Source organism: Vibrio penaeicida (assembly GCF_030689305.1).
Lineage (GTDB): Bacteria > Pseudomonadota > Gammaproteobacteria > Enterobacterales > Vibrionaceae > Vibrio > Vibrio penaeicida_B.
In genome coordinates, this window is record NZ_JAUYVM010000001.1 from 100,916 (window position 1) to 117,104 (window position 16,189).

The 16,189-nt window shown below is 44.9% G+C and carries 13 protein-coding genes; all 13 read right to left on the reverse strand.

The features are described 5' to 3' along the window. Nucleotide 1: 1 nt before the first annotated feature. Nucleotides 2–4,072, reverse strand: a complete 4,071-nt coding sequence (locus Q8W40_RS00425) for a hypothetical protein (RefSeq protein ID WP_305395404.1) — start codon at nt 4,070–4,072, stop codon at nt 2–4. Continuing rightward, nucleotides 4,065–4,838, reverse strand: coding sequence for a DUF4123 domain-containing protein (locus tag Q8W40_RS00430; RefSeq protein WP_305395405.1), 774 nt, complete (start codon nt 4,836–4,838; stop codon nt 4,065–4,067). The genes Q8W40_RS00425 and Q8W40_RS00430 overlap by 8 nt, the downstream gene beginning before the upstream one ends. A gap of 3 nt (nt 4,839–4,841) precedes the next feature. Then, complete coding sequence (locus Q8W40_RS00435) at nt 4,842–5,222, reverse strand: PAAR domain-containing protein (RefSeq protein ID WP_305395406.1); 381 nt, start codon at nt 5,220–5,222, stop codon at nt 4,842–4,844. Nucleotides 5,223–5,555: 333 nt separating this feature from the next. Next, on the reverse strand, nt 5,556–6,554 hold the full coding sequence (locus tag Q8W40_RS00440) for a carbohydrate kinase family protein (protein ID WP_305395407.1): 999 nt from the start codon (nt 6,552–6,554) through the stop codon (nt 5,556–5,558). A 6-nt stretch (nt 6,555–6,560) separates the two neighbouring features. Then, a complete protein-coding gene (locus tag Q8W40_RS00445) occupies nt 6,561–7,229 on the reverse strand; it encodes a D-lyxose/D-mannose family sugar isomerase (RefSeq protein WP_305395408.1) in 669 nt (222 codons plus the stop codon). Continuing rightward, complete coding sequence (locus Q8W40_RS00450; RefSeq protein WP_305395409.1) at nt 7,226–8,362, reverse strand: Gfo/Idh/MocA family protein; 1,137 nt, start codon at nt 8,360–8,362, stop codon at nt 7,226–7,228. Before Q8W40_RS00450 ends, Q8W40_RS00445 begins: the two co-directional genes overlap by 4 nt. Next, nucleotides 8,359–9,195, reverse strand: coding sequence for a class I fructose-bisphosphate aldolase (locus Q8W40_RS00455; RefSeq protein ID WP_305395410.1), 837 nt, complete (start codon nt 9,193–9,195; stop codon nt 8,359–8,361). The genes Q8W40_RS00450 and Q8W40_RS00455 overlap by 4 nt, the downstream gene beginning before the upstream one ends. 10 nt (nt 9,196–9,205) lie before the next feature. After that, complete coding sequence (locus Q8W40_RS00460; protein WP_224055372.1) at nt 9,206–9,967, reverse strand: ATP-binding cassette domain-containing protein; 762 nt, start codon at nt 9,965–9,967, stop codon at nt 9,206–9,208. Then, nucleotides 9,960–10,997, reverse strand: a complete 1,038-nt coding sequence (locus Q8W40_RS00465; RefSeq protein ID WP_305395411.1) for an ABC transporter permease subunit — start codon at nt 10,995–10,997, stop codon at nt 9,960–9,962. The genes Q8W40_RS00460 and Q8W40_RS00465 overlap by 8 nt, the downstream gene beginning before the upstream one ends. A 158-nt stretch (nt 10,998–11,155) precedes the next feature. Further along, a complete protein-coding gene (locus tag Q8W40_RS00470; RefSeq protein WP_101115513.1) occupies nt 11,156–12,133 on the reverse strand; it encodes an ABC transporter substrate-binding protein in 978 nt (325 codons plus the stop codon). Between the two features lie 318 nt (nt 12,134–12,451). Continuing rightward, nucleotides 12,452–13,471 carry a LacI family DNA-binding transcriptional regulator gene (locus Q8W40_RS00475; protein ID WP_305395412.1) on the reverse strand — a complete coding sequence of 340 codons (1,020 nt, stop codon included), beginning with the start codon at nt 13,469–13,471 and terminating at the stop codon, nt 12,452–12,454. A 147-nt stretch (nt 13,472–13,618) separates the two neighbouring features. Beyond that, nucleotides 13,619–14,752 carry a carboxynorspermidine decarboxylase gene (gene nspC / locus Q8W40_RS00480; protein WP_305395413.1) on the reverse strand — a complete coding sequence of 378 codons (1,134 nt, stop codon included), beginning with the start codon at nt 14,750–14,752 and terminating at the stop codon, nt 13,619–13,621. A gap of 186 nt (nt 14,753–14,938) precedes the next feature. Next, a complete protein-coding gene (locus Q8W40_RS00485) occupies nt 14,939–16,189 on the reverse strand; it encodes a carboxynorspermidine synthase (protein ID WP_104398886.1) in 1,251 nt (416 codons plus the stop codon).

Here is a 16,189-nt window from a genome sequence, read left to right on the forward strand (position 1 = left end):
GTTATTTACCTACCGATGATGTTTGCAACCAGCCAATATCATCGTTATCAAAAAGTGGAATACCTCGAACCGGGGAGTCTATAGGTTGATCCATGGGCGGCAGTGGGAAACTGTGCTCATCTACCGTTAGTTGCGCGCGCACTGTAATAGCTCGTTGGTAACTGAATTCATGCATCTTGTATGTCTGTGGGATAAGCTGTTGTTTCGTTTGCGGTACAGGTTTGGTGAATGTGACGAAATAGAGCTTACCATCCAACACATTATGCTCGTATTGCACTGCCATATTGTCAGCGCTTAAAGAGAAAAACTTAGGAGAAGCATAGAGATTTCCTGAATCCACCTCTCTAATTTCTTGCAATGCCGATTCGCGAATATGGAGCGATTCGTTGATCAGATCCGTATTTAATATATGGTGAAGATTACTTCTTAAATAAATTACATGTGTGCTACCGCTGCTGTGTACTTGTAAAAGTGCTTCTTGCGGAATCTCGATATCTGAGTTTTCGATAAAACGTTCTAGTGTAGAAAGGTTGACACCAAAATTTAAAAGCAAATTCACTAAATGCCGGTAGCCAATGTCTGAATCTTGCAATTGCGTTAGGTTATCTGGCGGAGAGTCGGAGAAGGGGCCGTTTTTTAGCCACCGCTCCATTTCACTGTCTTTTAGCCAGATGTAAAGTAGCCCACCAACCACAGCAAAGCCTAATCCCCACCACCCCAGCATGGCTAATAGTGAGCCTTTCGCTCCTAAAGAAGCAAAACTGGATAGGGCGGAGCCAATCGCCACCAGCCCCATGGCAGCCCCCGCATCGTGATCATTTTCAGAAAATGAAATCAAAGCATCTCTTAGTGCTAAGCCAGATGTTACAAGACCCGCTATACACCCAGCGTAAGTAAGCCTTGATATTTCTTGAGCTACACCAAATTTTTTTACAAACAATTCCGGTGTTTTGTGTGTCTTATTCATCCATTGCAGCGCTTGGGCATTTTGCCCCATAAACAAATTCGCGGAATGCCCAAGCGTAATAGCAAAATCAAGTCCAGCACTAATCGAACTTGCAAAACTATACATGCTTGCATCTTTAGAAAATGTATTCTTAAAATGCTCTGTATTGGCATGCAAATTAAACACTTCAATAACTGTTATGGCGTAAGGTAGCCTAAGTTTGTAATAGGTGTTACTCAGTTTGTTGCCGGCTATACCTTCGCTTTCAAGATCTCTAAACGCTCGATTGTATTCAGGGTCTTGTGCCAATTTAGCTAAATCCGACCCTTCTGGTGCGATGTTCACCAACCACGTTTTCTTATTGGGCTGAAAATCCATGTTATGTTGGCTAGCGATATTTTTAACCGTGCGCTTCTTACTGGCCATGACAAGCTCTTGCGTGTCTTCGAACTGTTGGTACACCTCTTTATTCACATGATTCGATGAACGACTAGGCAAACGCTCACCATTGGTGGTTCCCCATTGGTTTTGAGGCATACCGTCCGCCCCCATTTCAGCCGAGCCGACGACCACGCCGGAAAGCTGGTGTTGCCCAGCTTCATAAAGATTGATATGCCCCATCACTGGTGGCGCTCCATGTTTCAACATGGCTAACGGCGATAGATACGCTTTAATCAGGAATGAAGTGGTTTGCGTGCCAACCATTGAAGCGGTTACGGCATTGAGTGATTCAAAATACCCCTGAAACAACCCATTAATGGCCCCTGTTACACGCCTAACCGTGCCATACTCACCTTGCTCGTTATCCATGCCCATCATTTCCCCTGTGAGGGCATCTTTGAGTTCTTCCGATTTAATGTTTTCGATATTCAAAAGCAGGTTTTCATCTGCCCACTGAGCAATCAGCGCTAAGGTGGTGAACCCAGAGCCGTCGTTATGGGGAACAATGCCTTCCACACAGGGTTTTAGGTGAACCATCCTTTCATCACCTTCCCCTTGGATTTCGACAATGTCATCTAACTCGGGGAACAGTACACGGTGGAGCTTGTGGCTATTGTCGTTTCTTAATATGCGCTCCACACGTTCGATATAGGGATTGTAAAGTCCATCATCATTGGGCATCCCAATGGTATCGATACTCTTATAGTTCTGAGAAAGCGCGCTTAACGCTCTACCAGCCAAAAAATGTACTAACGTTGGGTCTTGATCATCACCGGAATTCACATCCCTTGCGGCATGGTATAAGTCATCCTTTTCAAAAATTGGAGCTAATTTATCTTTGATCTGCATAAATGCAAAACGAGCAGCGAACCTTTCTACCTCTCGTAATGTATGCCTATACTTACTGTCATAGCTCGTATTGAGTGCACCCCGGTATTTGTGGTAGGGATTAGGTTCGTTTCCGAACTTCTTTTGCATTATAAAATTGTGTACGAGTTCAGCGCTGCGAAAATGCGGTTGGTGGGTCGCATTTTCACTGAGTTGCATCACTAGCAAAGAAGTGAAGTTGATTAGATAGGTGTGCTGACGTAACTCAAACAGCGGATCGGATAAAAGTATGCCTTTTAGTTTTCGACTCTTGGCATCCTGTAGCACATCTTGACATGACGGCATTGAAAAATCTGGGCGCTCTGTACCTTCTTCGCTCTCTACAAAACCTGCTTTGCGATTGATGTACATCATCGCTTGATATTTTAGATAGGACTCTAACCGCTCGACATAATCGGGATCGGTTTCCTTAAAAAATTGTTTGCCAGAAAACCATCGATCATTCAGCGATTGTTCTAAATTTTTCTCAATAAGTTCGTAGCGGTTTTTTAGCCATTCGCCGGATAAGTCATGCACCAATAAGCTTGGGTCTGGCAGTAAGTATTCCAAATCCGCTTGTCTTGCTCTCATTTCAGGCAGCGTATCCAGATCTTCTTCCAAGAATTCTGGCGGTTGTAGCCGTTGTTCTAACTCAGATTGATCATTTTCTAAATAGTTAAGGCGAGCCGCACTCCACTGCACTTCTGAAAACGCGATTCGGACGTCGGTTACGTTCCCCGACTCTCTTGACGGATACCAAATATCTTTAATGGGCTTTCCTGTGACTTCCCGGCGCTCTTTCAATCGGAAGGGTTTGTCCCGTCCTTCCCGGTATTGGTATAGGTGAACGTCGCGGTAAACCATTTCGCCATTATCATCGGTAGAAATTTCTATCTCGCGCCAAAACTTGCCGCGATAAGTCAGGTACACGTACCCTGAGCGAGACAACGCGATGCAGTCTTGTTGCTTTTTTTCTCTATCAAAGCTTGGGAGCGTAGTGAATGGTAAGAAAGCGCACACTTGAAAATCTTGTTCATCTGAGCGCTCTGGTGTGCTGGAAACATCGTTAAACAGAGGCAATTTAATGGGGTCGCCTTCGCTTTCAACCTTTAACCACACATTGGCGTTGTCTACTTCTGGTTTCCAATCCCACCCATACACTGTCGAGATTTCATTTTCACTATCCACCAATTTTCTACTTTCAATGGTGGTTTTTTGGTTCATATCCGTTAGGTCATAAAATTCAAAGTCTTGTTCGGATCCATGCGATAAGCCGATGGTTTCGACTAAGAATTTTTCCTTTTCGCTCTGTGCGTTAAATCCCTTAATTTCGAAAACATAACTCTGGTTGGTTTCTATAGAAAAAGAACCTTGCGCGCCCTTTTTGTGTTCATCAAAGGCGTGAAATGCTTCTACTTTATTTGGGTTTTCTTGCTTATCTTCGTTACTGAGGTTTTGTTCTTCTTTTTCTAGATTTACAAAATCCCCCGCGGTAGCGAAGATATAATTAACGGGGTTAGACTGCATGCCCAACTCCCCCGCCCACGCCTGTTTTACGTTGGAAGACGTGCCTTCTTCACGGGGCTTCCTCGACTGCGCTAACGGTACCCATTCGTCAAAGTCGAGCTCAACTTTGTACCGACCAGCCGTTAGCTTTCTTACTAAAACAGGAGATTCAGCAAGCATGAATGGTGTTTTCTCGCCGTTATCGGCGATTAGGTGACCCGATACCCAACTCAGAGGTTGATTGAATTCTTCACGAAACGTCAGCTCTATCCAATGTTTATTTTGCATACAAGGTGCGCAAAACTCAAACATGACTTTTTCTCCATGAGTTCAACTTGGGTAAATAACTTTCATCCAGCATCATTTTTTCTATCAGTAATTCCGAACTAACCTCTACAGGGATAAGGCGGGCAAAGACATACAATTCACTGTCGCTGGGTCGTAAGCCTTTAGAATTTGCAAATTTCAAAAGTTCTGTGATTTTTAACTTAGGATCTTCAAAACGTTGAACAAATTCTGGCATCCATTGCCAGCAGGCTTTTTCGATATTGGAGGCATGTGCTGTAAACGAATAGCAATGCTTTAGATGATGTTTGTGTATTCTCCACCAAGGCTCATCTTTGGGTTGCCAGCCTTCAGGGGGAAGGTGTGATTCTTTTAGCACTCGCCCTTCACTTGTTAACGAGATGGCGTGAATACAGCCGAGAAATTCCGTAATTTCGCCTTTATTGAAGCTAGGAAGCATACCGCCTAGCACGTTTGGATCGTAAAAACGAAAGAACACCCGTTCGCCTTCAAAACCCGCCATCAGCAAGGATCTAAGATGTTTAAGTAAATCATCAGAGGCAAATGGCGTGGCGACAAGAATTCCACCCGCCCAAACCTTAGAGTCGGTAATACTGTGAACACTTGTCACATCCCATAAAACTGGGGACATTGAAGTAAGTTTTGGAAAACAGTCATCCTCAAACAGAGCAAATGCTGGTACATCCATGTTGCTCCACTTCTCACTTTCTGGCGACTCATAGCCACTGAGCCAATAGATATTTAGATTTTCATTTTCTTTAAACCAGCCCATATACTATTGACCTGCTGGACACAGCTTCAGCATGGGTAAATACATTTCTTCTGCTTCAACTAAGCTTCTGATAGGAACAAACTCCGTCGCTTGATATTCCGTTCTTGCTTCTTCTTTCTCTCGTTCTTTGATTGCTACAACTTCGGAGCTTACAGTAATACCTGCGTCTCCAATAAATACATTGCCGCTACCGCCTACAATAACGCAGCCGTGAGCGGTTCCATCACCCATTCGAGCGGCGGGCTTTCCGTTAATAAAGACGCTTGATGAACCAGCAGAGATTGGATCTGGAGGACCAATACACGGAGCCATATCACCCTGACGGGCGGCGGGCATAGAATTGATCAGTACATTAGGTGAACCAGCGGCAACAGGGCACCCCACATGTGGGATTTTTCCCTTTTATCTGGACAAGTGTGAGCATCACCGACTCGGGCAGCAGGTTTAGACATGGAAACAACACTTCTTAAGCATACAAAGTGGTTGAATTAAAAAGCATTTGCTGTCATTAACAGAAATGTAGATTGCACAATATGCGAAAGATCTCACATTAAGAGTTTAATACCGATCCAGATAGATAATAGGAAGGAGGGATATCGGAAAGAATTAAAACAACGCGCGAACCAAAGCATAGTGAACGGTGATGGAAAGTACCCAAAAAATGAAGTTGATATAGCTATACAAAAACAGCCTAGATTTAATTACAACATTTTATCATCAATGTCTTTTTTGAATTGTCTGAATAGATACCAGAGAGTCCACACTGGTAAAACCTTTCAGACACTCGGCAGCATTTGCGTTAGCCAAATGAAGTGTTTTTACTGGGCTGACTTCATTGTAAATTCCCCAAAGGCAAGCGCTGCAAAACGCGTCGCCCGCCCCTACGCTAGAAACAATATCTTCAGGGCTGAGTTGTAGGCTTTCTACCCAAATAGAGTCACCAAATTTGGAAACCCACGCGGCGCCTTCTGGCATGTGGATGATGACGTTTTTATTTACGCCTTTGCCGAGTAGTGCCTTCCCTGCTTCCAAAATCTCTTCTGAATCTATTGTTCCATTTTTTCGTAGCTTTTTTTGTAAGCAATACCCTGCTTCAAGTTCGTTTATGATCAAGTGGTCGACGTATTTGAGGCAAGGAGTAACCTGCTTTTCAACGTTTTCAATTTCCGTCGAAACCATGTCTAAGCTGGTTTCTAAGCCCAGAATCTTCAACTGTTTTAGCGCTTTGGCGGCATAAGGTAAACCATTTCTGTCTAAGGTATCCATGGTTCTAAGCAGCAATAAATACCCAAAGTGTGCAATTTTTATGTTTCGCATACCAATGGCGGTATAGGGAATATCGGCTGGGGAAAACTCCGCCGATACTCCGTCCTGATAGAAAAAAGTTCGTTCGCCTGTGCTGGTATCCGTCATAACGTGAGTGTGCGCTGTAATGCCAGGAACCGACTTAATCCACGAATAATCGAACCCATATTGATGGCAGATATCCAAAGCAAACTGACCGTATTCGTCGTCGCCCACCACACCACACCCATAAACGGGTAAGGTTTCATCTAGAACGCTTAAACCAATCGCCACATTAAATGCGCAACCACCGGGTCCTTTCACTTGTCGCTCAATCAGCCCTAGACCAGACTTTTCAGGCCAAGGGGAGACAAAATGAACCAAGTCGACGATCCAATTCCCTATGCACAGAATGCCTTTTCTATCTGCCATGCTTACCTACTTAAGTTCATTCCAAAGAGGGTAAATCGCGGGTTCGTCTTCAACAATATCTGAAAAGCGACCAAGTGGCTGATCAAAATAATTGTCACCATTATCGTCGTTTGCCATCGATACTTCGCCAGTCAGTACCGGACCTTTGCCTTTTTCACCGTAAAAGCGATGCATTAACCCTGTAGGAATTCGAATGCTTTGCCCGGGCTCAAGGATGATTTTCTCGAACGGTTTCGCACTTACAACTTCCCCATCCACCGTTACTTCGATGTCTTTGTCTAAGTGCTCACCTTTACCATTCACTTTCACACATTCCACCACTAAATTACCCCCACCGCGGTTTATGATGTCTTCTACTTTTTTCTTGTGATAGTGAAGGGGGGTTTCCTGATCTTCTTTTACCATCATGATTTTTTCGGCATAAGGCACGCTGTTTTTATCCGACTGATCACCATTGCGAATGCAAAACAAAACCAACCCTCGTTGATCAAATCGATCTTCATTGAAATCTGTCACATCCCACCCTAGCTGGTATTTATGATTGTAAGCCGCTAGATCACCATTACCTTGCCATACTTCTTTATTCCAATTACCCCAACGCGGAAGTTTAAAATGAAATGCTTCCATCAATTCTTCAGCGTCGCGTATGGCTTGATTGACCTGAGATCGTTTCATTGTATTTTCTCCACAGATTTATTTTGATGAGACAGCAAGGCTGCCGTGAAAATTTGATGCTGGATCATGGCTTCTTGAGGTGTAACACATTGAAAGCCTGACACGCTGCCAGAAGCCAACTCGTCGATAAAAGATGCCCACATTTGTAATACAGCATCGGTAAAACCAAACTCCATGATCCCGCCTGAAATGGTCGGGTAAACGGGCAAATAACCCACTGGTACGGTTTGCCATATTTGTGTGTCGCCAGCCTGATAATCCATTCTTTCGTACTGGTTTGGGGTTGCTGTAGAAAATCGAAAACTGCGATGGATTCCATGCAGCTCAAAGTACCAAGAATTATTGTGACCTGGTGCTATTCGGTACGTCTTCAAACGTGTTGGAAACACCTGACCTTGCCAACTCGTCATACAATGTAAGTCGGCATTTTCAAAGGTATCGCAGTCTATCCACTCTCCTTGTGAATTCTTTCTTCTCTTCACCACATCGCTTAATTGGGCATAAACGCTGTCAAATGCCCAACCCAGCTTTAGTGGCACATGCAGAATGTGCATTCCCAAGTCACCCATACAACCGTATTCACCACAAAATTGCTTCTGCCGTTTCCAGTTAATTGGTTTATCCGGATTGATATCACTGGAGTGAAGGAATCCAATATCAGCATGTAGAAAGGTATTCTCGCCGCTGTTTTCCATATCCCGAATCATGGCTTGCATCGCTGGGTAAAATGGAAATTCTGAAGTACAACGCACAAACACCTCTGGGTGATCGTCAATGCACACTAAAATCTTTTCAGATGCCGATTTGTCGATGCCGAAAGGCTTCTCAGCAAGTAGGTGCTTCCCTGCTTTGATGATGTCTATATAGAGCTTTTCATGTAAGTGATGCGGCACCGCGCAATAAATCGCATCGATGGACTCATCGTCAAGCAGCTCTTGATAGTTTTCGGTATAAGTGCTGATGGATGGAAAATTATCTCGATACCAGCCATGTATTGACGTATTGGTATCACACAGCGCAACAATTTCAGGCTTGCCTGCAACATTCGTTAAATGACACCAACGCGAGGCTGCCGAGGCAAATTCTTTGCCCATCATCCCACCGCCAATAATCCCAAATCGGATAGTTTTCATGATGCGCCCCCAATCAGCAATTTTGCCTCTTGTGGCGTTACGCCTTCATGGACGATTTTCATTAGAGCGCGCGTAATTCCAGCAGGATCGTGGTGTTGAATCACATTGCGACCATACACAATCCCCTTTGCCCCCTGCTCCATAAGCTCGGATGTTCTTTTCAGAATTTCGTCATCACTCACCCGACCGCCCCCTCTAACCAAAACTGGCACCTGCTGCGCAGTTTCGATCACTTTGTGGTATAGGCTCACGTCGTCGCAAGGATCTGCTTTAATGATATCCGCCCCAAGCTCGCTCGCTTGACGAACCAACGGTACAATTTTGCTGATGTCACCATCAACCATATACCCACCGGCGCTGCTATTGGGTTGCATTACCAAAGGCTCGACCATTAAGGGCATATCGTAAATCTCACATTCTTTGCGCAGCACATTGATTCGTTTTAAGCACTGACGATACAAATCGGTTTCGTTCGGCAATTGCAACAGGTTCACCACCACGCAAGCCGCATCTAACCTAAGTGCTCTTTCCACTGGGTTTTCGATCATTTCAGAGAATATAGGCGGCACCAACTCCGTGCCATAGCAGTTCGCAATATCTGTTCTCAATACCAATGCTGGCTTCTTAGGCTTATTCATGCCTTGCAGTAAACGAGCACTGCCCGGCGGAAGTTGGATGGCATCCGGGTCGGCTTTCACAATGGCAGAGATGGCTTGCTCCATATTCTCGATACCTTGTAGAAACGCACCCTGATTAAACATTCCGTGATCTATCGCCACATCAAAACAGTGACCTGACTCTCCAAACAATCGGTTCATTCTTGCTGATAACATGATATTTTCCTTAGCCTGCAACCATTAAATGGACAAGTTCTTCGCTGTTGGTTTCTGAAGCCTCACGTACTCCAACCACTTGACCACGACGAAGGACCGTAATTCTGTCGGATACGGCGAACACATCATTCATGTTGTGAGAAATAAGAATGATCGCGACCCCTTGCTCTTTGAGCTTTAAGATCAGTTCCATCACCTTTCTTTGCTCTGGCACCCCGAGTGCAGCTGTCGGTTCATCCATAATCAGAACCTTTGCCTGCCAATACACTGCGCGACCAATGGCTATCGCTTGTCTCTGACCACCAGACAAACTTAATACCGGCTTTTTCAACGAAGCTTTAGGGATGATAATGTCGAGTGGCTTAATCACTTCTTCTGCCACTTTGGTCATGTACGTTCTGTCGAGAACAGGGAAAATACCAAGGCGTTTGGTTTTGGGTTCTCGACCGAGGAAAATATTACTGCCCACATCCAAATTATCAGCGAGCGCCAAGTCCTGATAAATGGTTTCGATACCTGAACTTCGTGCTTGCGACGGGTCTTCAAACGCAATTTGTTCCGCTTGGTACGTCATGGTTCCACTATCGGGGATATATACTCCAGACAGTGTTTTAATTAGGGTAGATTTTCCTGCTCCATTGTCCCCCACCAGCGCCATCACTTCGCCTGGCTTAACTTCAAACGACACATCTTTAAGGGCTTCAACACCGCCAAATGTTTTGCAAATCTTTGAAGCAGAAAGAATCGGTTTCATTTCAGAAGTACTAATCACCGGAGCCTCCTGTCAGCTTAGATTTAGATTGGTCAATGAACACAGAGACAATAATCACGACCCCGACGGCGACAAACTGCCAAAATGGCTCCACGTCTATGAATACCAGACCAAACTGGATCACCGCGATTATCAACGCCCCGATTAATGTACCAACCACTGTGCCAAAGCCACCAAATAGACTTGCACCGCCAATAACAACTGCTGCAATGGAATCCAAAAGCATCGGTTCACCCGCCTGTGCTGCACCAGCAGAAAACCTTGCCGTGTAAGTCGCCCCAGCCAACCCTGCACATAACGCCGCGAGGATATATACCCAAGTCAGCTGTCGTTTTACTTTGATTCCTGAGCGTATAGCCGCATGCCTGTTACCACCTATTGCGTAGGTGTATTGACCAAAGCGAGTTTGAGAAAGAATGTAATGCGCAACAATTAACACCGCGAGAGCAAGAAGAACGGGGTAAGGGATTCCAAGTAACTTGCCATTACCAAACGCGTACAAGTACGTATTGTTGACAGGCACTGTGGTGCCATCGGCAAAGATGAAACCCATTCCTCGCGCCACGCCATACATGCCAAGAGTTCCGATAAAAGGAGGAATAGCGAGCCGAGCGATCAAGGTTCCATTAATAACCCCAGGAATAAAGGAAGCAAATAGCGCAGCAGCAAACCCAACCACAATGGCAATAAAGGTATCCGCAGGCATTAAGTTCATCGTGGTGGCCATGATCACGGACGCAAAGCCCATGATGAAACCCAACGACAAATCGATTCCCGCCGCGATGATGACAAAAGTTTGACCAATCCCAAGTAAAAGTGGCGCGGCCGCAAACAACGCGATGCTTTGTAAGGTAAAGCTGTTACCCAGAAACGTCGTTTCAAACATAATTTGAGACCACACTTCGAAGAAGATCAGCAATAAGCTCAAAAATAACCAAGGCCACGCTTTACTCAACCATTCCAGCCAAGAAAATCCCGTATCTTGAGATGAGCTGTCCTCTGCCTTTGTGGTAGTTGGAACACTAGACATAAATAACACCTATTTTTGGAGTTTCTGGGGCAGAATCCGTCTGCCCCTTAGTTTCAAGCGAATGCTTAGGGTTGAAGACCCTTACTGAGTTCTATGGCTCATAACTCGATGAACCACTGCTCTGTGACACACCTATTTATGAGGCATCGCTTTGAGGTTTAATCTGAGTACACGTACTTCAGGATGTCTGGAGAATCGATGTTCGATTTATCCATCACCACAAACCCTGTACCGATCTGGTTAGGCACGGCTTGCCCAGTCAGAAGTGCGTGAGCCGTCATCACTCCGTAATACCCCATCGTGGCAGGTTGTTGAGCGACAGCGATATCGACCAAACCAGACTTGATGTCTTGCACAATTCTTGGCAGTGCATCAAATGCAACAACTTTGATTTTTCCAACTTTACCCAGTTTTTTAACGCCTTCCGCAGCGCCTAAAGCAGAGAAAGTATTTGCGCCAAACACACCCGCTAAATCAGGGTTGCGTGCATAAACAGCTTGAAGTTGAGATGCGGATTTATTGGAATCATCTTCGTTGTATTGAATTTTCAGAACTTCAACATCCGGCCAGCGTTTCATTTCATCCATGAAGCCTTCAGCACGTTGGTCTGTAGTAGAGATACCAGGCTTAACACTGGCAACGTACACTTTTCCCTTGTGTCCAATGGATTCAGCGAGAGCGCGCGCTGCAATTCGACCGCCTAAAACATTGTCGGATGCAATATAACTGTCTACGAAATCACCCGGTCCCGAACCATCTTGGTAGTTACCATCGTCAATGAAAGTATCGACAGTAATAACGCGAATGCCCGCATCTACAGCCTGTTTAAGTGGAGCGATAAGTTGTTGCTTATCAACGGGGGAGATCAGTATCGCATCAGGTTTTTTAGCAATGATCGCATTCAGTATTGGTACTTGAGCGGTGGTATTCCATTCTCTTGGAACTTGGAATGCCAAATCCGCGCCAATGGCATCGGCAGCATGTTGAGCACCGCGATGCATCGTGAAATAAAATGGGTCAACCACACCCGGGATAAGGGCGAGTTTCAACTTTTCGGCGGCATTGGTCATGTGGCTAAACATCGCAGACAAACCAATGATTGCCGTCATGGTGGCAACTTTTACGGTATGTTTCATCGTTTTCCTTCCTTGTTTCAGATGGGATGACATGGGCATTTCTAGCAATACAAGATTTCGCTAGAAGCAGGTAATTCATCCGATTTACCCTTGCCCGATTCTCAAACCGAATCGTTAAAGTTAACCTTATGTTATAATTTGACACGTGTATATAATCAAAAATGAGAAAGGTGATTTAGTGAACAGTTTAGAAATAAGCGGAAAGATGGAATCTTTAAAATACAGTTAGTTATGTAGATTTAATTTCCACACTGAAAATGATCATGTATGAAATTCAATCAAAAGATAGGCTCGAAAGATCCATTTTTTGAGTAAGGATTACGCCGAAAGTCTTTTCACTAATCTTGAATGGATCGTCACTTCACGAATAATTTCTGGCTCCAACACAGCATCGACAACGGCTCTTGCCATTTGATTGCAGCTTTGCTTCACCGTAGTCAATGGTGGGTTCAAGTATGGCGCCAATTCAATATCATCGTGACCCGCTAGTAGAACTTGTTTACCGATTTTCACTCCTGCATTATTCAGCGCACTTAAAGCGCCCACCGCAATGTTGTCGTTCATACAGATAATACCGCAAGGTTGCGCTTTCCAATTTGTTTCGTTTAACCATTGGTGTATCAGTTCGAAACCATATGAAGCATCTGGCCAGGTAATATCCGAATGTTCGTCGACAATAAATCGAGGTTCTAGCCCTACTCTTTTAAGGCAATCTTGATAGCTTTTTCGCCTAGCCGTAATCGACGGTTTTTCCAGAATTTTGGGTACATCCAAATAGTATGGGTGAATGTCTTTTTCTAGAAAATAGTCAGTGATGATCTCTAAGCTGTGACGATTGTCGTTTACCACATAACTGGCGTTTTCGAGTAAGCAGTTATCCAACCAAACGATATGGATATCGTGTCGAAGCGCTTCAAAAAACTGAACGGATGTTTCATCATTTGAGGTTGGAACAAGAATCAGCGATCTCGGCTTTAAACTCCGGAGTGATTGAATGATTTTGCGTTCGCGTTCTGGATCGCCATGAGTACTTTGTACAATGAGATTCAAGCCTTTTTCATTGGCAAAATCTTCGATGTATTTGAGCGTGCCGGAGTAAAAGCTGTCTGTCGTAGAAGGGACAACTGCGGCAATTAACGAACTCTGCCCTTTCACTAGGTTTACCGCGTGTTGATTCGGCACATATTGCAACGCTTCGCACGCTGCTTGAATACGCGCAATGGTGGCTTGTTTTAGTGACATATCACCATTGAAATACTTAGAAGCCGACGCCCGAGAAACACCCGCCAACTTGGCAACATCAGACATAGTAACGGTATTGGACGGCTTACTGGACATAGGTTTCCTTTCTGTGTGTGAACTCTCTAGGGTTTATTTCCCCTAACTCCTACGAATTTTTCAGTATTCTCTACACGAGTCAATAGATAAGATATGAAAAGGGCGAACACACCACGTATTCGCCCGTTATTGATTCTCTTTCGAATGTTACGAAACCGACCACTGAGACAGTGAGCGTTTGAAATCGGAGTAATCAAATTCATTCAGCTTTTGAATTTCCCCGTCGGAGCGCTCACAGTAAATGGATGGCATTTTAAGCCCATTGAACCAATTTAGCTTAACCATGGTGTAGCCTGCGCTGTCTAAGATGTGTAGCTTCTGTCCAATTTCTAACGGTGCATCAAAGTTCGCTACGCAGAATTGGTCGCCAGCCAAACAGGAGCATGAGCCAATCACGTATTGGTGCTCGCCACTTTCATTCGCTTCAAGGATCGATGCGGGTTCATCGTAGATAAGGGTATCCAATCGATGCGCTTCCGTTGCAGAATCGACGATGGCCGTTTTCATTTGGTTTTCAACCACATCGACGACAGTAACCACTAAATCGGTCGTTTTGGTGATGATGGCTTCGCCTGGCTCTAGGTACATCTGAACGCCGTGCCTCTCAGAGAATACTTTCAGCGCCAGCCCCAGTTTTTCTATGTCGTAACCCGGCCAAGTAAAAAATACACCGCCACCCATACTGACCCAATCCAGTTTGTTTAGGTAATCACCAAACTGCTCTGATATGGAGTCCAGTAAACCAATGAAAGCGTCTACGTCTTTGTTCTCACAGTTCATGTGGAACATTACACCGTCAATTGAATCGAATACTTCTGGGTTAATATGATTGGCCTGAACGCCTAAGCGAGAAAATTTTCGTGCCGGATTTGCTAAGTCTTGCCCCGCATAACTTACACCAGGGTTAAGGCGCAAACCAATCGAGGCTTTGCCTTCAACCATGTGGCAATAGGCAGCCAATTGATTTTGGGAGTTAAAAATCATCTTGTCGCAAATTTCAGCGACTTCGCGAACGTCTTCTTCGCTGTAGCCAACGCTGTATGCGTGAGTCTCGCCGCCAAAGGTTTCGTGTCCGAGTTTAACTTCGTATGGGCCTGAGCTTGTTGTCCCATCTAGGTAGGGTTTGATGATGTCAAACACACCCCAAGTGGAGAAACACTTGAGCGCCAACACCAACTTCACTCCCGAAATCTCTTTCAGTTGTTTTGCTTTCTCTAAATTTGCTATCAACTTATCTTCACTAATCATGAAGTAAGGCGTTTTAAGTTCGGTTTTTTGCATTGTTAGTACCTTGAGAGCCTTCGCTAGAAAGCACTGCCAAATCGTACAAAGCCGACGCAGGAGCATCGGCTTATATTAATTTTGTTTGGAATTCGCTGAGATTTGCTTTTGTAGCTAGGAGTCCGAGCGCAGTTTACGAATGCAAATGAACACGATAGACAACGCTACAGCAGCAAATAACAAGAATTACTTCAAAGTGTGGATAACCGGTAGCCCTTGACCAACTTCCAACTCTTGAACATGCCAATCCAGACCAATTGAAGGCATGGTTTCTAGGAACGGATCTGGGTCTAGCTGCTCCATGTTGAACACACCTTTGTCTGCCCACTCACCGCGGAAGAACTGAAGCGCTGCTGTAATGGCAGGAACACCCGTCGTGTAAGAAATGGCTTGATGCTCAACGTCTTCGTACGCCACTTCGTGATCGGCATTGTTGTAAATGAACACGCTGCGCTCTTTGCCGTCTTTCTTACCTTGAACCCACGTTCCGATACACGTTAAGCCAGTGTAGCCTGGTGCCAAAGAAGTTGGATCTGGCAACAGTGCTTTAAGAACATGCAAAGGCTGAACTACTGTTCCATCATGTAAAGTCAGCGGATCTGGGCTTAGCAAGCCGATATCACGCATACAGTTGAAGTAGTTTAGGTACTTGTCACCGAAACCCATCCAGAACTCGATACGCTTAGCAGGAATGAATTCTTTCATTGAGCGAACTTCATCGTGCGCCATTGAGTACACTTTGTGTGTCCCACAGTTCGGGAAATCAAACTCTAGCATACGAGAATGGCATGGTACTTGTTTCCACTCTTCGTTTTCCCAGTAGAAAGAATCGCCTTGAATTTCCAGCATGTTGGTTTCTGGGTCAAAGTTGGTTGCGAACTTCTTACCGTGGTCACCCGCGTTCACATCCATAACATCGATGGTGTCAATTTCATCGAACAAATGTTTCACAGCGTAAGCAGCAAATATCGATACCACACCCGGATCAAAACCTGCACCTAGAATACCCGTGATACCCGCTTCTTTAAACTTCTCGCGGTAGCCCCATTGCCAATCGTATGCCTGTGGAACTTGCTGCCCTTCAGAGCACAGATCGACGGCGACTGACGTGTCTAGGTACGATACTTTTGCTTGATAACACGCTTCCATGATGGTCATGTTTACCCATGGAGGACCAGCGTTAATGACGAGATCCGGTTGAACGTCTTTGATTAGCGCAACTAACGCTTCCACATCATCAGCGTCTACAGCGCGAGCTTCCAGCTTCTTAGATGGATCTTTCAGGTTATTTTTCTTCTGAATAGATTCGATGATTTTTTCACACTTACTGACCGTACGTGATGCAATTGTGATATCACCCAGTGCGTCGTTATTTTGCGCTGCTTTATGCGCGACTACCCAACCTACGCCGCCTGCACCAATTTGAAGAATTGCCAT